Source organism: Xanthobacter pollutisoli (genome assembly GCF_040044995.1).
GTDB lineage: Bacteria > Pseudomonadota > Alphaproteobacteria > Rhizobiales > Xanthobacteraceae > Xanthobacter.
Genome location: NZ_JBDZDP010000002.1, coordinates 148,451 through 165,237 on the forward strand (window position 1 = coordinate 148,451; position 16,787 = coordinate 165,237).

Sequence of the window (16,787 nt, forward strand, 5' to 3'; positions counted from 1 at the left end):
GGTGACGCGGTCTTGCTTGTGCGAATCTTGGCTCACGATTTCCTCCCTGGGTGGCAGGCCGGCGATTTTTCGCCTGACCGGTGTTGGCGCACCGTCAACCACCTCACCCAAAGAGAAGACGCTACGGCATGCCCATAGGGCAATAGACTTAAGTCGAACATCGGCTAATTTTCTCGAGAGGAATGCTGGTTTGCGGCTGGGCGGGAACCTTGAGGCGCCCCGAGGGTTCATGAGCCGCCCGGGTGCGCGTACCTGCCGATGCACGGCCAATGACGCGGCCAGACCATGCCGACCGGGGGAGACCCAAATGCGACTTTTCCGCTGCGCCGCCTGCGACCAGCTTCTGTATTTCGAGAATCGCCGGTGCGAGAAGTGCGGCCATGACCTTGGCTACATTCCCGAGACCAACGAACTCGCCGCCCTGGAGCCCGAAGGCGACGCGCAGGACGGCGTGTGGCGCGCGATCGGCGACACCGGCGGACGCTACCGCTTCTGCGCCAATGCGGTTCACGATGCCTGCAACTGGCTGGTTCCGGAGCAGGACAGCGAGGAGTTTTGCCTCGCCTGCCGGCACAATCGCACGGTGCCGGACCTCACGCTCTCCGACAATCTGCGCAAGTGGCGCAAGGTGGAGGTGGCCAAGCACCGGCTGATCTATTCACTCATCCGCCTCAACCTGCCGCTCGAGAATGTCCAGGATCGCGATGGCGGCCTGTGCTTCGAGTTCCTGGCCGATGCCCCTGACGGCTCCGCACCGCGCGTGATGACCGGCCATGACGAAGGCCTCATCACCCTCGCGTTGGTGGAGGCCGACGACGCCGAACGCGAGCAGCGCCGTAACGAGCTCGGCGAGCTCTATCGCACGCTGCTGGGCCATTTCCGCCATGAGGTCGGCCACTATTACTGGAACCGTCTGGTCCGCGACGCCGGCCGTCTGGAAGCCTATCGCGCCGTGTTCGGAGATGAGCGGGAGGATTATGGCGAGGCGCTGAAGGCCTATTACGACGCGGGGCCGCGGCCGGACTGGCAGTCGGACTTCGTGTCGGCCTATGCCACCGCCCATCCGTGGGAGGATTTCGCCGAGACTTTCAAGCACTACATCCACATCGTCGACACGCTGGAAATGGCGGCGGCCTTCGGCATCCATGTGCAGCCGGCTCTCGACAACACCGGCAATCTCGAAGCGGAAGTGAACTTCAATCCCTATCAGGCCTGCCCCGTGCAGCAGATGGTGGATTCGTGGCTGCCCATGTCCTTCGCCCTGAACAGCCTCAATCGCTGCCTCGGCATGGCGGACGCCTATCCCTTCATCCTCGGGCCGGGCGTCATCGAGAAGCTCGGCTTCATCCACCGCCTCATCCACCGCCAGGTGGAGCAGGACGAGGTGGCCCCGCCGGAGGCGGTGGAGGAGATTCCGCCCGGCCGCGGCATCAACGAAGAAGATGCACCGGAAGGCCGTCCCGAGGCGGCGGTGGCCTAGCCACCGCCGGTACCAACACGCGTTCGTGAAGCTTGGCGGCGGCCGGTGACGCAGGGTTTGCCCTGCCGCCGGCCTTGCTTTCCTGCTCTCTGGGCGTGCCCATGGGGTCCCCGCCCGAGCAGATTCTCCATTGATGACCCGATCCGAAGACGCTCTGAGAGCCGATTCCCTTTCCGAAGCTCCGGCGCAAGGCGCAGTCCCCGCGGCGTTGGCGCAGGCGGACGTGCAGCGCATCATCTTCGGGGTGATGCTCGCCATGCTGCTGGGCGCGCTGGACCAGACCATCGTCGCCACCGCCTTGCCCACCATCGGCGAAGCCTTCGGCGACTTCACCAACCTTTCCTGGGTGGTGACCGCCTATCTCTTGGCCTCCACGGCGGCGACGCCGCTCTATGGCAAGCTCAGCGACATCCACGGCCGGCGTGTGATGCTGCTGACTGCGATCGCCATCTTTTCGCTGGCGTCGGCAGCCTGCGCGCTGGCGCCCAACCTCCTCGTGCTCATCATCGCCCGCGCGCTGCAGGGTCTCGGCGGGGGCGCGCTCATATCGCTGGCGCAGACCATCATCGCCGACGTGGTTTCGCCGCGGGAGCGTGGGCGCTATCAGGCGCAGATCGCCGGCGTGTTCGCGGCGGCGAGCATCGCAGGGCCGCTGCTTGGCGGGTTTTTCGCCCAGTATCTCAGCTGGACGCTGAGCTTCTGGATCAACCTGCCCATCGGCCTTGCCGCCTTCCTGATGACCGATCGCGCCTTGCGCCGCTTGCCGCGCCACGATCGAAAGCACGAGATGGATTTCCTCGGCGCCGGGCTGATGGTGGTGGCGAGCGTGCTGCTGCTGCTCGCGCTCGGCTGGGGCGGCGTGCGCTATGCTTGGACATCGCCCGTCATCCTCGGCCTGCTGGGCGCGACGGGGGTCCTCAGCGCCCTCTTCGTCTGGCGGATGCGGGCGGCGCGGGAGCCGTTCCTCCCCCTCGAATTACTGGCGGATCCCGTGGTTGGCCGCGGCATGGCCGCCGCGTTCATGGCGGTGGGCGCCATGGTCGGGCTCTCCATCTTCGTCCCGCTCTATTTCGAGACCGGACGTGGCTTGTCCGCCAGCCAGTCTGGCCTCGGCCTCATCCCGCTCATGGGCGGCGTGGTCTGCGGAGCGGTGGTGTCAGGACGCGCCATGGCGCGGATCAAGCACTACAAGCGTCCGGCCCTCGCCGGGCTGGGCATCGCCACCACCGGGCTTTGCATCCTCGCCCTCGCGCCGGCGCTGCCGCTCGTGGTGCTATGCGCGCTGCTGGCGCTTGTGGGCGCGGGCATCGGAACGGTGCTGCCGGTGTGTACGGTCTCGATCCAGAATGCCATCCCGCCATATCGCATGGGCACGGCCACGGGGGTGATGACCTTTTTTCGCCAGCTCGGCGGCGCGCTCGTGGTGGCAGTGCTCGGCGCCGTGCTTCTGGCGGCGCTCGGGGCAGGCAGCGGGGCGCATGACGCGGAGAGCCTCGCGCGCACCGCCGATCCTGCAACGGTGGCCGTCGGCTTCCAGCGGGTGTTCGGCACCGTTGCGCTGGTGACCGCGCTCGCCGCGCTGGCGCTCTCCTTCCTGCCGGAGCGGCCGCTGCGCGCCTCGGTCCATCACGCCGAGAGCGACGGCGGCCTCGTCTGAAGCGGGCGGCGGCCGAGCCGCCGCCACTGCTACTCGGCGGCCTTGGTCTTGGGTGCGGACTTCTTCGCCGGCGCTTTCTTGGCCGGGGCCTTCTTGGCGGGTGCCTTCTTGGCCGTGGCCTTCGCGGCAGGCGCCTCGCCGTCGGCCTTGGCCTTGCGCGGCGCCTTGGCCGCCTTGCCGGGGGAGGCGGCGGCCTTGGCGTCGATCAGCGCGACGGCCGCTTCCAGTGTCAGCGCCTCGGGATCCGTCGACTTGGGCAGGGTGGCGTTGACCTTGCCATGGTTCACGTAAGGCCCGAAGCGGCCGGGCCGCACGGTGACGGCACCGCCGAGGGTCGGGTGGTCGCCCAGCGTGCGGCCAGGCGTTGCCGCGCCACGTCCGCCGCGACCCTTGGCCTGCTTTTCGGCGATGAGCGTGACCGCGCGATTGAGGCCGAGGGCGAGGATGTCGTCGCCGTCCTCGATATTGGCGTAGATGCGCCCGTGCTGGACGTAGGGACCATAGCGTCCGATGCCGGCGAGGATGGGCTCGCCGTCCTCGGGATGCCGACCCACCTCGCGCGGCAGCGCAAGAAGCTTCAGCGCAGTTTCAAGGTCCACGTCGGCCGGAGCGAGACCCTTGGGGAGAGACGAGCGCTTGGGCTTCTCGCCGTCCTTGCCCTCGCCGAGCTGGAGATAGGTGCCGAACCGACCCGAGCGCACGGTCACTTCCTCGCCGCTCTCCGGATCAAGGCCGAGCACGCGGGTGCCGTCGCCCTCCTGCGCCGCGTCGCCGGTGAGCGGACGGGTATGGCGGCATTCCGGATAGTTCGAGCAGCCGATGAAGGCGCCGAACTTGCCCATCTTCAGCGACAGCCTCCCGGTGCCGCAGGTGGGGCACAGGCGCGGGTCGCTGCCATCCTCCGTGGGCGGGAAGATGTGGGCGGTGAGCATCTCGTCCAGCGCATCGAGCACCTGCGAGACGCGCAGGTCCTTGGTGGCCTCGATGGCGGTGGAGAAGTCCTGCCAGAAGGCGCGCAGCACCTCCTTCCAGTCGAGTTCCGCCGCCGAGACCTCGTCGAGCTTCTCCTCGAGATCGGCAGTGAAGTCGTATTCCACGTAGCGCTTGAAGAAGCTTTCGAGGAAGGCGGTGACGAGCCGGCCTTTGTCCTCGGGGACGAGACGCTTCTTGTCGAGCTTCACATATTCGCGGTCGCGCAGCACGGCGAGCACAGCGGCATAGGTGGAAGGCCGGCCGATGCCCAGCTCCTCCATGCGCTTCACCAGCGAGGCTTCCGAATAGCGCGGCGGCGGCTCGGTGAAGTGCTGGTCGGTGAGGATGGCGCGCCGGTCGAGCTTCTCGTTGGCGCTCATGGCGGGGAGGCGGCGGCTCTCCTCGTCGTCGTCCTCGTCGTCCTTGCCTTCGCGATAAAGCGTCAGGAAGCCGTCGAACTTCACCACCGTGCCGGTGGCGGTGAGATCAAGCGTGCGGCCTCCCGCCTTCGCCTCGATATCGGCGGTGGTGCGCTCCAGCTCGGCCGATTCCATCTGGCTCGCCACGGTGCGGATCCAGATCAGCTCATAGAGCTTGGCCTGTTCGCCATCGAGATGGCGGGCCATCTCGCGCGGGTGGCGGGAGGGATCGGTCGGGCGGATGGCCTCGTGGGCCTCCTGGGCATTCTTGGCCTTGGTGGTGTATTTGCGCGGCACGCCGGGCAGGTATTTCGGACCGAACTGCTTGCCGATGGCGCTGCGGGTGGCGCTGACCGCCTCGGGGGCCATGTCGACGCCGTCGGTCCGCATGTAGGTGATGAGGCCCACCGTCTCGCCGCCCACGTCCACGCCCTCGTAGAGGCGCTGGGCGATCTGCATGGTGCGGGCCGGGGCGAGGCCGAGCTTTCGGCTCGCCTCCTGCTGCAGGGTCGAGGTGGTGAACGGCGGCTGCGGGTGGCGCCTGACCGGCTTCGCCTCCACCGAGCGGACGCGGAAGTCGGCATTCTCCAGCGCGGTGCGGAAGGCCTTGGCCTCCTCCGCGGTACCCACCGAGAGGCGGGTGATCTTCTTGCCGTCGGCACCGCTGAGGCGGGCCTCGAACTCCTCGGCGCGGGGCGTCGCGAGGCGGGCGACGATGGACCAGTATTCCTTGGCGACGAAGGTCTCGATCTCGCGCTCACGATCGCAGACAAGCCGCAGCGCCACCGACTGCACGCGGCCGGCCGAACGGGCGCCCGGCAGCTTGCGCCACAGCACCGGCGAAAGGGTGAACCCCACCAGATAGTCGAGGGCGCGGCGGGCGAGATAGGCATCCACCAGAGCGACGTCGATGGCGCGGGGCGCCTTCATCGCGTCGAGCACGGCCTGCTTCGTTATCGCATTGAAGACGACGCGCTCGACCTTCTGGCTCTTGAGCGCCTTCTTCTGCCGCAGCACCTCGAGCACGTGCCAGGAGATTGCCTCGCCCTCGCGATCCGGGTCGGTGGCGAGGATGAGCCCGTCGGCCCCCTTCACGGCGGCGGCGATCTCGTTCAGCCGCTTCTGCGCCTTGGGATCGACCTCCCAGAGCATGCGGAAGTCGGCGTCCGGATCCACCGAGCCGTCCTTGGACGGCAGGTCTCGCACATGGCCGTAGGAGGCGATGACCTCATAGCCGGGACCGAGATATTTGTTGATCGTCTTCGCCTTGGCCGGCGATTCGACGATGACGACCTGCATGACGACCGTGTCTCTTCAAGGGCCGCTGCCCCATTGCGCGGCCTTAAGGATAGAGGGGGGACCCGGGTGGCCGCGTGACCGCCCGGAAGTGGAGCAGTGGGCTCCCGCTCCCGGTGCCCGGCGTTCAATCGCGATCCGACACCCCCAGCGGCCGGGATCGCAACGCCCGGAGCGCCGCAACATGGGGAGCCGGGCGTCGCCTGTCAAATGGTGCCCCCCACCGGCCTCAAAGCCATTATGCGGCGAAGTTACAACCTAGAGTATGTTTTAATATCAAACTCAATCTTTAAGACCAGTACGGGATACCAATGAGGCGACGGATCATCCATGACCGACCCGTCTTCGGAACAGGCGCTCGATGCCGCCGCAACGGCCGCCTACGTGGCCGCGATCACCGCGGAGCTCTCTCGGCTTGCGCGCGGGCACGGCTTCGTCACGCTGGCCTATATCCTTGAGATGGCACGGCAGGAGGCAAAAAGCCTCACCGATGTTCGCGACCGCCGCGAAACGAACGGAAGCCGCCCCCCGGGCCGCTCGCCCCAGCGATAGGCGGGAGCCAGCGGGACGACGGCGGCCAGGAAAGCCGGCACCGCGGACCGGACTATTTCAACGCGACGCGCCCCGTGCCGGGGCGGTCGAGCCGTCCGGCGAGGTCCAGCTCCAGGAGCACGATCTGAACCTCCGCCGCCGAGCAGCCGGAGAGGCGCACCAGATCGTCTATGAAGGTCGGCACCGGGCCGAGCAGGCCGATGATGCGGGCCCGGGCATCATCGCCGGGCTGGGCCGGCTCCGGCGGCACGGGCGGCTCCTCGGGCCCGGCGATGTCCTCGGGCGGACGCCCGGCGACGGGCGCCAGCACCTCCAGCACGTCGGCGGCCTGAGTCACCAGCGTCGCCCCCCGCTTGATGAGCGCGTTGGTCCCTCCGGCGCGCGGATCGAGGGGGGAGCCTGGCACCGCAAACACCTCGCGGCCCTGCTCCAGTGCGAGGCGGGCGGTGATGAGGGAGCCGGAGCGCTCCGCCGCCTCCACCACCACGACGCCGAGCGCCATGCCGGAGACCAGACGATTGCGGCGGGGAAAGTCCCGCGCCCGCGGCTCCCAGGCGATGGGCATTTCGGAGACGACGGCGCCGTCCTGCGCCACCTTCTCGATCAGGGCGAGGTTTTCCGGCGGGTAGGGCCGGGTGAGGCCGCCGGCGAAAACGCCCACCGTGCCGCCTTCGAGGCTGGCCTCATGAGCGGCGGCATCGATGCCGCGGGCCAGGCCCGAGACCACCACCCAGCCGGCGGCCGACAGATCGCGGGCCAGGCGCGCGGTGAAGGTGCGCCCGGCGGCGGAGGCGTTGCGGGCGCCGACGATGCCCACCATAGGGCGCCGGAGCACCTCGCCCCGCCCGCGCACCGAGAGGAGCGGGGGCGCATCGTCGAGCGCGGCGAGAGCCGAGGGGTAGTCCCGCTCGCCCAGCGCCACAAGGCGGGCGCCGATGCGGGCGTGGGCGGCCATTTCCGCCTCGGCCTCGGCGATGGTGGGGGTATGGGGCGGCATCAGGCGTCCGCCGCGGCGCGCCAGGGAGGGCAGGGCCTCCAGCGCGCCTGCGGCTCCGCCGTATTGGTTGATGAGCGCGCGGAAGGTGCGCGGTCCCACATTCTCGGTGCGGATCAGCCGCAGCCAGTCGCGGCGCTGGGCCGGGCCGAGAAGCTGGCCGTGGCCCGGACCCTCTCCCTCGGGTGCGGCGGGTCCGGGACCGGGAGGCTTGCCCCGCGCCATCGGCGTCAGCCCTTCGCGCCGATCTTGCCCTCGGTGCCTTCCAGCAGGCGGCGGATGTTCTCGTGGTGCTTCGCCCACAGCACAATGGCGAGCACCACCAGCAGCATCGCAAGCTTGTCGTGGCCGAGTGCCATGGCGACGATCACCGTGCCTACCGACGCCATCAGCGCCGCAAGGGATGAATAGCGGGTGTACCAGGCGGCACCGAGCCAGACCGCGGCGAAACCCACCGCTGCCGGCCAGAACAGGCCGAGTGTCACCCCGAGAAAGGTGGCGACGCCCTTGCCGCCGCGAAAGCGCAGCCAGACCGGCGCCACATGGCCGAGGAAGGCCCCGACCGCGGCGGCCATGGCCGCCGCCTCGCCGGCGAAATGGCCGGCCACCAGCACCGCCGCCGTGCCCTTCAGCGCATCGAGCAGGAGGGTTGCGGCGGCAAGATCCTTGCGGCCGGTACGCAGCACGTTGGTGGCGCCGATGTTGCCGGAGCCGATGGAACGGATGTCCCGCGTGCCGGCGAGCCGCGTCAGGATCAGCCCGAACGGGATGGAGCCAAGCAGATAGCCGAACGCCAGCGCGGCCAGAAGGACGAGCGCGGGCGAGGGGGCATCGGGCATGTCGACCTCAGTCTGGGGAGCGGACGCGGGGCGGGCAGCTCAAACGTATTCGTAGACGGTAAGGCCGGCAACGATGGTCCGCAGCACCCGGCCTTCCAGCCGCGCCTCGTCGAACGGGGTGTTGCGGCAGCGCGACTTCAGCTCGCCCGGATCGAGCACGTAGGGCATGCCGGGATCGAAGACGATCACGTCCGCCGGCGCCCCCGGGCGCAGCGTGCCGGCATCGAGCCCGAGGATCTGCGCCGGCCGGGTGGACAATGCGGCGAGCAGATTCACGAGGTCCACCTGGTCGGAATGGACGAGGCGCAGCGCGGCGGAAAGCAGGGTCTCGAGCCCGATGGCGCCGGGCTCGGCCTCCGAGAAGGGCAGGCGCTTGCCTTCCACGTCCTGCGGCAGGTGGTCGGAGACCACCACGTCCACCAGGCCCGAGGCGAGGGCGTGGATCAGCGCCTGCCGGTCGTCCTCGGCCCGCAGCGGCGGGGCGAGGCGGAAGTAGGTGCGATAGCCGCCGATGTCGAGCTCGTTGAACGACAGGTGGTTGATGCTGACCGACGCGGTCACCGGCAGGCCCGCCTGCTTGGCCCGTGCCAGAACCTCAAGCGATTCGGCGCAGGTCAGGGCGGCAGCGTGGTAGCGCCCGCGGGCCGCTCCCACGAGGCGCACGTCGCGCTCCAGGATGATGGTCTCGGCGGCTTTTGGATTGCCCGACAGGCCGAGACGGGTGGCGAAAGCGCCCTCGTTCATGGCGCCCTGCGACATGGTCGCATCCTCGGTGTGATGCACCAGAAGGGCGTCGAAATCGCGGGCATAGGCGAGGGCGCGGCGCAGGACCTGGGCGTTCATCACCGACTTGTGGCCATCAGTGAAGGCCACCGCGCCGGCGGCCTGGAGCAGGCCGATCTCGGTCATCTCCTCGCCGCGGAAGCCCTTGGTGATGGCCGCCATGGGATGCACCCGCACCACCGCCGTATCCCGCGCCCGGCGCAGGATGAAGTCGACGATGGCCGGGTCGTCCACCGCCGGGTCGGTGTCGGGCTGGCAGATGATGGTGGTGACGCCGCCGGCCGCTGCCGCAAGGCTCGCGGAGGCCAGCGTCTCGCGGTGCTCGGCGCCCGGCTCGCCGACGAAGGCGCGCATGTCCACGAGGCCGGGCGCGACGATGGCCCCGGCGCAGTCCACCACCTCTGCGCCGTCGGGAATGCCGGCCGCGGCGATGCCGAAGCCGGCGTCCTTCACCACGCCGTCAGCGAGGAACACGTCGCCGACGAAATCGGCGCCGCGGGAAGGGTCGATCACCCGGGCGTGGGTGAGCAGCAGCGGGCGCGGCTCGTGCGGAAATGTGCGGGCGTTACGCATTGGGCAGCTTCCGGGCCAGCGTGTCGAGCACCGCCATGCGCACCGCGACGCCCATCTCCACCTGCTCGCGGATGAGCGAGCGGCTTCCGTCGGCGATGGCCGAATCGATCTCCACGCCGCGGTTCATGGGGCCGGGATGCATCACCAGCGCATCCGGCGCCGCGCGCTTCAGCTTGGCCTCGTCGAGGCCGAAGTAGTGGTAGTATTCCTTCACAGAGGGGATGAAGGACCCCGCCATGCGCTCACGCTGAAGACGCAGCATCATCACGATGTCGGCCCCGTCGAGGCCCGCTTCCATGGTGCGGAACACCTCCACGCCCAGCGTCTCGACGCCGGACGGCAGCAAGGTGGAAGGCGCCACCACCCGCACCTTGGCGCCCAAAGTGTTGAGCAGCGCGATGTTGGACCGGGCGACGCGCGAATGCAGGACGTCGCCGCAGATGGCCACCGTGAGGCCCTGGATGCGGCCCTTGTTGCGGCGGATCGTGAGGGCGTCCAGCAGCGCCTGGGTCGGATGCTCGTGGGCGCCGTCGCCGGCGTTCACGACGCAGCAATCCACCTTGCGCGCCAGCAGGGCCACCGCACCGGATGCGTGATGGCGCACCACCAGGATGTCCGGGTGCATGGCGTTGAGCGTGATGGCGGTGTCGATCAGCGTCTCGCCCTTCTTCACCGAAGACGAGGAGACCGACATGTTCATCACGTCCGCCCCGAGGCGCTTTCCGGCGATCTCGAAGGAGGACTGGGTGCGGGTGGAGGCCTCGAAGAACAGGTTGATCTGGGTGCGGCCGCGCAACGTGGTGCGCTTCTTCTCGATCTGCCGGTTGAGTTCGACGAACTCCTCGGAAAGGTCGAGCAGGCCACTGATCTCGCTGGCGGAGAGGCCTTCTATGCCGATGAGGTGTCGGCCGGTGAGGGTGAAGGCGGGTGCGGCTTGCATGGCAGGCGGCAGGCATAGCCCCCCCGCTCCCACGGGGCAAGGGACGCCGCGCCGCGGACGTTCAGAGCTCGTTCATCATTTGTGAACAACGATCCAGAGGGAGCCTCGGCGGCGCCACACTTTGGCACGAAGTCTCGCCGAGCTTGGTGACGAAGGCGGGGCGACCTCCGCCGGAATCGGGCCTGCCGCCCTGCGACGTTAGGAGTTCAAGTCATGTCCTCCCTTCTGCGGAAGAACCTCTTGGCGCTGAGCGTCGCGGCGGTGGCCGTGACCGGCGCGGCCTCCGCCGGCCATGCGGCGGCCATCGGCTCGGGCGCGCTGGCGATAGCACCGGGCGAGGCGGCCAGCGTCACTCAGGTGGGCTACTGGTATCGCGGGCGCTGGTATGGCGGCTGCTACAATTGCGGCAACGGCGCCGCGGTGGGTGCGGGCGTCGCGCTCGGAATCCTCGGGGCCGCCGCCGTGGCCGGTGCGGTGGCTGCGCCGCCCCCGCCGCCGGTTGTCTATTACGAGCCGCCACCGGTCGTTTATTACCAGCCCGCCCCGCGGGTCTATGTGGAGCCCGCGCCGCGCCCGCGCAGCTGCTGGGTGCAGACCGGACCCGGCGGCCAGGGCTATTTCTCCCCCTGCTGAACGGGCATTCCCAAGAGGGCGGCTTCGGCCGCCCTTTGTTTTTCAGGCCAGCAGCTTGGTCGCCGCCACCACCAGCGGCAGGGTGAGCGCGGCGCCGAGGATCTGCACGGTGAGGATTTCCGCCAGCAGCGGCGCGTCGCCCCCCATCTGGCGGGCGAGCACATAACCGTTGGGCGCCGACGGTACCGAGGCGGTGATCGCCACCACCATCAGCTCCGTGCCGGCCAGCCCGAACAGCAGGCCGAGGCCCACAGCGATGGCGGGTTTCACCAGCAGCTTCAGCCCAAGGCTGGCGAAGACGATCATCCGCGGCCGCGCCAGCCGATCGAGGATGAGGCCGCCGCCCACCACCAGCAGGCCGAGGGCGAGGGACGCCCTCCCGAGGATGTCGCCGAATTCCACCACCACCTTCGGCACCGGAAAGCCGGTGGCATTGAGCAGCGCGCCGGCCGAGCAGGCCCAGATGTAGGGATTTCGCGCGAGCTGGCCGATCACATAGGCGAACGTGGGCGGGTGGCGGCCGGAGAAGGCGGCGAGCACCAGCACCGCGATGACGTTCACCACCGGGATCATCGCCACCAGCGCGATGGCTGCGACGGTGATGCCAGCCGCGCCATAGAGCCCGCCGGCCACCGCCAGCACGATATAGGTGTTCCAGCGCACCGCCCCCTGGAAGAGAGAGGTAAAGGCCGGCCCATCCGCCGCCAGCACTGAAATGAGCGGCCGGTGCGCGATGAGGATCAGGCCGGACAGGACCACCACCGACCCGATGAGCGCGCCCGCGACGGCCACCACGTTCACCTGGCTGAGGTCGGCCTTCACCGCCGAGACCACCAGCAGCGCCGGGAAGAGCACGAAATAGGTGAGCTTTTCCAGCGCCGCCCAATGGGCCGGGTCCTTCAGCAGGATCCGGCGCAGCAGGGCGCCGAGGGCGATGGTGAGGAACACGGGGACGAGGGCGGTGAAGATGAGGGTCATGGGCAGACGCGTGGAGCCAGCCGTTCGCGGGCAGGCGATTGTTGCTTCCGGCGCGCCGAACGCCCGCTCGGGCATCCCCTTTAGGCGCGCTGGCGCAGGAAGGAAAGGTGGCGTGCCGAAATGGGACGCTCGCCGGGGCGGATGCAGCCGGGCCGCGAACGGCGCGGGAACAGGGCGGGTCCGAATCAGTCGTCCGGCAAGGTTCCGGCTGCGTTCGCCGCGAGGCGCGAGAGGAAGCCCAGCGCGCCCTCCAGAATGAAGGCGGCGGCGTGCTGGTCCACCACCTCGGCGCGACGCGCGCGGCTCATCTCGGCAGAGATCAGCGCGCGTTCCACCGCGGCCGTCGACAGGCGCTCGTCCCACAAGGCGATGGGCCGGCCGGCCACGCGGGCGAAGTTGCGGGCAAAGGCGCGGCTCGCCTGAGCGCGGGGCCCTTCCGACCCGTCCATGTTCAACGGGAGCCCGAGGACGAAGGCCACCGCCCGCCGCTCGTCGGCGAGGGCCACAAGGCGCAGGGCCTCGGCGGTGAACTTGGTGCGCTTGACCGTCTCCACCACCGTGGCGATGCGCCGGTCCGGATCGCAGGAGGCAACCCCGATGGTCTTGGTGCCGAGATCGAGCCCTATGAGCGCCCCCCGCCGCGGCAGCAGGCCGGCAATGTCGGCGAGGGGGCCGACGGGGGCGGGGGGAGGGGTATCCGACATGCCTCCTCGCTAGAGCATTTTGGGGCCAGGTCAAATGCGGTGGGTGTGTTGCCCGCTGGTACCTTGAGCTGTTCTATCGGCACCCTCTAGCGGAAGGGATCGGATCGTCCGCATTTTGCATCAGCGTATGAACGTTGCCAGATGAAGCTCTGGGGGCTGGTTGAGCCTCCCCACCCTTCCACCGCGGCATACCCCTTGCTATAGCGGCGGTCAGCTTTTGGGAGCGTCATATGTCCGTCGATCAGGCGACAGTCCGCCGGGTGGCCCATCTCGCGCGCATCGCGGTGCGCGAGGAGGAGCTCGGCCACCTTCAGAACGAGCTCAACGCCATCCTCGAGTTCGTCGAGCAACTGGCCGATCTCGATGTGTCGGGGGTCGAGCCCCTCACCGGGGTGGTCCCGGTGGAACTGCCCATGCGGGAGGATGCCGTCACCGACGGCCATTGTCCCGAGAAGGTGCTCGCCAACGCGCCCGATGCCGAAGGCGGCTTCTTCACTGTGCCGAAGGTGGTGGAATGACCAAGCTCACGAAGCTCACCCTCACCCAGGCGCGCGAGGGTCTCGCCCAGGGCGAGTTCACCTCCGTCGAGCTTACCGAGGCCTATCTGAAGGCCATGGCGGAAGCCCGCTCGCTCAATGCCTATGTGCTGGAAACGCCGGAGATCGCCCTGGAAATGGCGAAGGAGAGCGACAAGCGCATCGCCTCCGGCGACACCGGCCATCTGGAAGGCATCCCCCTCGGCATCAAGGACATGTTCTGCACCGAGGGCGTCAGGACCACCGCCTGCTCCAAGATCCTCGACAGTTTCGTGCCCGAGTACGAATCCTCCGTCACCGCCAACCTCTGGCGCGACGGCGCGGTGATGCTGGGCAAGCTCAACAACGACGAGTTCGCCATGGGCTCGTCCAACGAGACCTCGGCCTTCGGGGCGGTGGTCTCGCCCTGGCGCCGGGACGGCGACACCACCCCGCTGGTGCCGGGCGGCTCCTCGGGCGGCTCGGCGGCGGCGGTGTCGGCCTTCCTCTGCGCCGGCGCGACCGGCACCGATACGGGCGGCTCCATCCGCCAGCCGGCGGCCTTCACCGGCACCGTGGGCATCAAGCCCACCTATGGGCGCTGCTCGCGCTGGGGCATCGTCGCCTTCGCCTCCTCGCTCGACCAGGCGGGTCCCTTCGCCCGCACGGTGAACGACGCGGCGATCCTGCTGCGCTCCATGGCGGGCTATGACCCCAAGGATTCCACCAGCGTCAACCGGCCCGTGCCGGACTACGAGGAGGCCGTGGGCGCCTCCATCAAGGGCAAGAAGATCGGCATTCCGCGCGAATACCGCATGGACGGCATGGCCGACGAGATCGACACCTTGTGGCGCGAGGGCGCCAAATGGCTGGAGGAGGCGGGGGCCGAAATCGTCGACATCTCGCTGCCCCACACGCAATACGCCTTGCCGGCCTATTACATCGTCGCCCCGGCCGAAGCCTCGTCCAACCTCGCCCGCTACGACGGGGTGCGCTACGGCACCCGCGTGCCGGGCAAGGACGTGGTGGAGATGTACGAGAACACCCGCGCTGCCGGCTTCGGGCCGGAGGTGCGGCGCCGCATCATGATCGGCACCTACGTGCTCTCCGCCGGATATTACGACGCCTATTACCTGCGGGCGCAGAAGGTGCGCAGCCTCATCAAGCGCGATTTCGACCAGGCTTTCGCGCTCGGGGTGGACGCCGTGCTCACCCCGGCGACGCCCTCGCCCGCCTTCGGCATCGGCGAGAAGCTGAAGGCCGACCCGGTGGAGATGTATCTCAACGACGTGTTCACCGTGACGGTGAACATGGCCGGCCTGCCGGGGATCTCGGTGCCCGCGGGCCTTGCGGCGGATGGCCTGCCGCTGGGCCTCCAGCTCATCGGCCGGCCGTTCGAGGAGGAGACGCTGTTCTCCCTCGCAGAGGTGATCGAGGAGGCGGCCGGCCGCTTCCCGGTCGACGACCTGTGGTGGAAGGCCTGATATCAGCGCGCAGGCGAGAGCGGGGCCTTGCCTCGTTTTCGCTGACGGCGCACCGCGGATGCGGAGCGCACGCGCTTGGGCGCCAGGTGATCGGCGCCGTGGGGCTCGATCTGAAAGACGTGCCCGCATCGGCCTTGGTGCGCCATCACGCTGAAGAGGCGCGCCGCACGGATGGCACCGGCCCGCGGCGCCCTGGCGGTTGCCAGAGCCCGTCCCTCGGGTTTACCTGAGACCCAGAATTGCGGCGCGGCCCTGCGGGATCGCCGCGCCGCCTATGACCACAGGAAGACCATGACCGTCCACGCGCGGCCCGCAGAGGCCAAGAAGCTCATCCCCGGCGCCACCGGCGATTGGGAAGTGGTGATCGGCATGGAGGTGCACGCCCAGGTCGCTTCCAATGCCAAGCTGTTTTCCGGCGCCTCCACCGCCTTTGGCGGCCCGCCCAACGACCATGTGTCGCTGGTGGATGCCGCCATGCCCGGCATGCTGCCGGTCATCAACAAGGAATGCGTCGCGCAGGCGGTGCGCACCGGGCTCGGGCTGAAGGCGGAGATCAACCTGACCTCGGTGTTCGACCGGAAGAACTATTTCTATCCAGACCTGCCGCAGGGCTACCAGATCAGCCAGTACAAGCAGCCGGTGGTGGGCGAGGGCGAAGTCATCGTCGATCTGCCGGAAGGCGAGAGCATCACCGTGGGCATCGAGCGCCTGCACCTGGAGCAGGACGCCGGCAAGTCCATCCACGATCTGTCGCCCACGCTCTCCTTCGTGGACCTCAACCGCTCCGGCGTGGCGCTGATGGAGATCGTGTCGCGGCCCGACCTGCGATCCTCCGAGGAGGCCAAGGCCTACGTGACCAAGCTGCGCACCATCCTGCGCTACCTCGGCACCTGCGACGGCGACATGGAGAAGGGCAATCTGCGCGCCGACGTGAACGTCTCCGTGCGCCGTCCGGGCGAGCCCTTCGGCACCCGCTGCGAGATCAAGAACGTCAATTCCATCCGCTTCATCGGCCAGGCCATCGAGGTGGAGGCCCGGCGCCAGATCGAGATCCTGGAGGACGGCGGCAAGATCGACCAGGAGACGCGCCTGTTCGACCCCAACCGGGGTGAGACGCGCTCCATGCGCTCCAAGGAAGAGGCGCACGACTACCGCTATTTCCCCGATCCCGACCTTCTGCCCCTCGTGCTCAAGAGCGAGTGGGTGGAGGAGCTGAAGAGCGACCTGCCCGAGCTGCCGGACGAGAAGAAGGCCCGCTTCATCGCCGACTACGGCTTGTCGCCCTACGACGCCGGCGTGCTGGTGGCCGAGCGCGAGACGGCGGACTTCTTCGAGCAGGTGGTGGACGGCGGCGGCGCGAAGCGCGATGGCAAGGCCGCCGCGAACTTCGTCATCAACGAGGTGTTCGGCCGCCTGAACAAGGAAGGCAAGGACGTCACCTCGTCCCCGGTGACGCCGCACCAGATCGGCGCCATCCTCGATCTGATCGCGGAAGGCACCATCTCGTCCAAGATCGCCAAGGACCTGTTCGAGATCGTCTTTACCGAAGGCGGCGACCCGCGCGTCGTGGTCGAGGCCCGCGGCATGAAGCAGGTGACGGATTCCGGCGCCATCGAGAAGGTGGTGGACGAAATCATCGCCGCCAACCCGGACAAGGTGGCCCAGGTGCAGGCCAAGCCCACCATGCTGGGCTGGTTCGTCGGCCAGGCCATGAAGGCCTCCGGCGGCAAGGCGAATCCCCAGGCGCTGAACGAGATATTGAAGGCGAAGCTCGGGATCTGAGGGGGAAAAGCCCACACGCGCCCCGGACGCATGTAGCGATAGCGGAATGCGAGCCGGGGCCCAGCGCAAGGGTCCGCCGAAGGCGCGGCGATATCGCCGCTGCCGCTCGAACCTGGCTCCTCCTCCCTTTCCGCCGTCGTGCTCCGACTTGACCGGAGCACCCATCCCGCCACGTGTCACGATGCG

Annotated in this window: 14 protein-coding genes; 7 read left to right on the forward strand and 7 right to left on the reverse strand. The window is 68.8% G+C overall.

From position 1 onward, the window contains the following. Positions 1-307 precede the first annotated feature (307 nt). Together ABLE93_RS06030 and ABLE93_RS06035 are read left to right on the forward strand one after the other, a co-directional pair. On the forward strand, positions 308-1,480 hold the full coding sequence (locus ABLE93_RS06030; RefSeq protein ID WP_348838658.1) for a zinc-binding metallopeptidase family protein: 1,173 nt from the start codon (positions 308-310) through the stop codon (positions 1,478-1,480). 223 nt (positions 1,481-1,703) lie between these two features. Further along, the gene (locus ABLE93_RS06035; RefSeq protein WP_348838659.1) at positions 1,704-3,137 is read left to right on the forward strand and encodes an MDR family MFS transporter; all 1,434 of its coding nucleotides are present in this window, start codon (positions 1,704-1,706) and stop codon (positions 3,135-3,137) included. Positions 3,138-3,166: 29 nt separating this feature from the next. Here the strand turns inward: ABLE93_RS06035 and topA are convergent, their stop codons facing one another. Further along, positions 3,167-5,827 carry a type I DNA topoisomerase gene (gene topA / locus ABLE93_RS06040; RefSeq protein WP_348838660.1) on the reverse strand — a complete coding sequence of 887 codons (2,661 nt, stop codon included), beginning with the start codon at positions 5,825-5,827 and terminating at the stop codon, positions 3,167-3,169. A 327-nt stretch (positions 5,828-6,154) separates the two neighbouring features. Between topA and ABLE93_RS06045 the strand changes: the two genes are divergently transcribed. After that, complete coding sequence (locus ABLE93_RS06045; protein ID WP_348838662.1) at positions 6,155-6,376, forward strand: hypothetical protein; 222 nt, start codon at positions 6,155-6,157, stop codon at positions 6,374-6,376. Positions 6,377-6,428: 52 nt separating this feature from the next. Here ABLE93_RS06045 and dprA read toward each other — a convergent pair whose 3' ends face one another. The 4 genes from dprA to ABLE93_RS06065 are packed head-to-tail and all read right to left on the reverse strand — an operon-like array spanning position 6,429 to position 10,505. Next, positions 6,429-7,595: a DNA-processing protein DprA gene (gene dprA, locus ABLE93_RS06050; protein ID WP_348838663.1), complete on the reverse strand. Its 1,167-nt coding sequence runs from the start codon at positions 7,593-7,595 to the stop codon at positions 6,429-6,431. 5 nt (positions 7,596-7,600) lie between these two features. Beyond that, positions 7,601-8,209 (reverse strand): glycerol-3-phosphate 1-O-acyltransferase PlsY, encoded by a 609-nt coding sequence (gene plsY / locus ABLE93_RS06055; protein ID WP_348838664.1) that lies wholly within the window; start codon positions 8,207-8,209, stop codon positions 7,601-7,603. 39 nt (positions 8,210-8,248) lie between these two features. Beyond that, positions 8,249-9,565 (reverse strand): dihydroorotase, encoded by a 1,317-nt coding sequence (locus ABLE93_RS06060; RefSeq protein WP_348838665.1) that lies wholly within the window; start codon positions 9,563-9,565, stop codon positions 8,249-8,251. After that, positions 9,558-10,505 (reverse strand): aspartate carbamoyltransferase catalytic subunit, encoded by a 948-nt coding sequence (locus tag ABLE93_RS06065; RefSeq protein WP_348838666.1) that lies wholly within the window; start codon positions 10,503-10,505, stop codon positions 9,558-9,560. Before ABLE93_RS06065 ends, ABLE93_RS06060 begins: the two co-directional genes overlap by 8 nt. A 213-nt stretch (positions 10,506-10,718) precedes the next feature. On the opposite strand from ABLE93_RS06065, the gene ABLE93_RS06070 reads away from it, so the two are divergent. Next, positions 10,719-11,138 carry a hypothetical protein gene (locus tag ABLE93_RS06070; RefSeq protein WP_348838667.1) on the forward strand — a complete coding sequence of 140 codons (420 nt, stop codon included), beginning with the start codon at positions 10,719-10,721 and terminating at the stop codon, positions 11,136-11,138. Between the two features lie 42 nt (positions 11,139-11,180). Here ABLE93_RS06070 and ABLE93_RS06075 read toward each other — a convergent pair whose 3' ends face one another. After that, on the reverse strand, positions 11,181-12,116 hold the full coding sequence (locus ABLE93_RS06075) for an AEC family transporter (protein ID WP_348838668.1): 936 nt from the start codon (positions 12,114-12,116) through the stop codon (positions 11,181-11,183). 185 nt (positions 12,117-12,301) lie between these two features. Next, entirely contained in the window at positions 12,302-12,820 is a 519-nt protein-coding gene (gene ruvX, locus ABLE93_RS06080) for a Holliday junction resolvase RuvX (RefSeq protein ID WP_348838670.1), read from the reverse strand. A 230-nt stretch (positions 12,821-13,050) separates the two neighbouring features. Between ruvX and gatC the strand changes: the two genes are divergently transcribed. From gatC to gatB, 3 genes are all read left to right on the forward strand, one after another. Next, positions 13,051-13,338 (forward strand): Asp-tRNA(Asn)/Glu-tRNA(Gln) amidotransferase subunit GatC, encoded by a 288-nt coding sequence (gatC, locus tag ABLE93_RS06085; protein ID WP_348838671.1) that lies wholly within the window; start codon positions 13,051-13,053, stop codon positions 13,336-13,338. Next, complete coding sequence (gene gatA, locus ABLE93_RS06090; RefSeq protein ID WP_348838672.1) at positions 13,335-14,819, forward strand: Asp-tRNA(Asn)/Glu-tRNA(Gln) amidotransferase subunit GatA; 1,485 nt, start codon at positions 13,335-13,337, stop codon at positions 14,817-14,819. Before gatC ends, gatA begins: the two co-directional genes overlap by 4 nt. Before the next feature lie 291 nt (positions 14,820-15,110). Beyond that, positions 15,111-16,601 (forward strand): Asp-tRNA(Asn)/Glu-tRNA(Gln) amidotransferase subunit GatB, encoded by a 1,491-nt coding sequence (gene gatB, locus ABLE93_RS06095; RefSeq protein WP_348838673.1) that lies wholly within the window; start codon positions 15,111-15,113, stop codon positions 16,599-16,601. Positions 16,602-16,787 lie beyond the last annotated feature (186 nt).

What these genes read in the sequence shown, in the direction of transcription:
- ABLE93_RS06030 (WP_348838658.1), top strand. Translation starts at nt 308, where the DNA reads ATGCGACTTTTCCGCTGCGCCGCCTGCGACCAGCTTCTGTATTTCGAG.
- topA (WP_348838660.1), bottom strand. Translation starts at nt 5,827, where the DNA reads ATGCAGGTCGTCATCGTCGAATCGCCGGCCAAGGCGAAGACGATCAAC.
- ABLE93_RS06045 (WP_348838662.1), top strand. Translation starts at nt 6,155, where the DNA reads ATGACCGACCCGTCTTCGGAACAGGCGCTCGATGCCGCCGCAACGGCC.
- dprA (WP_348838663.1), bottom strand. Translation starts at nt 7,595, where the DNA reads ATGGCGCGGGGCAAGCCTCCCGGTCCCGGACCCGCCGCACCCGAGGGA.
- plsY (WP_348838664.1), bottom strand. Translation starts at nt 8,209, where the DNA reads ATGCCCGATGCCCCCTCGCCCGCGCTCGTCCTTCTGGCCGCGCTGGCG.
- ABLE93_RS06060 (WP_348838665.1), bottom strand. Translation starts at nt 9,565, where the DNA reads ATGCGTAACGCCCGCACATTTCCGCACGAGCCGCGCCCGCTGCTGCTC.
- ABLE93_RS06065 (WP_348838666.1), bottom strand. Translation starts at nt 10,505, where the DNA reads ATGCAAGCCGCACCCGCCTTCACCCTCACCGGCCGACACCTCATCGGC.
- ABLE93_RS06070 (WP_348838667.1), top strand. Translation starts at nt 10,719, where the DNA reads ATGTCCTCCCTTCTGCGGAAGAACCTCTTGGCGCTGAGCGTCGCGGCG.
- ABLE93_RS06075 (WP_348838668.1), bottom strand. Translation starts at nt 12,116, where the DNA reads ATGACCCTCATCTTCACCGCCCTCGTCCCCGTGTTCCTCACCATCGCC.
- ruvX (WP_348838670.1), bottom strand. Translation starts at nt 12,820, where the DNA reads ATGTCGGATACCCCTCCCCCCGCCCCCGTCGGCCCCCTCGCCGACATT.
- gatC (WP_348838671.1), top strand. Translation starts at nt 13,051, where the DNA reads ATGTCCGTCGATCAGGCGACAGTCCGCCGGGTGGCCCATCTCGCGCGC.
- gatA (WP_348838672.1), top strand. Translation starts at nt 13,335, where the DNA reads ATGACCAAGCTCACGAAGCTCACCCTCACCCAGGCGCGCGAGGGTCTC.
- gatB (WP_348838673.1), top strand. Translation starts at nt 15,111, where the DNA reads ATGACCGTCCACGCGCGGCCCGCAGAGGCCAAGAAGCTCATCCCCGGC.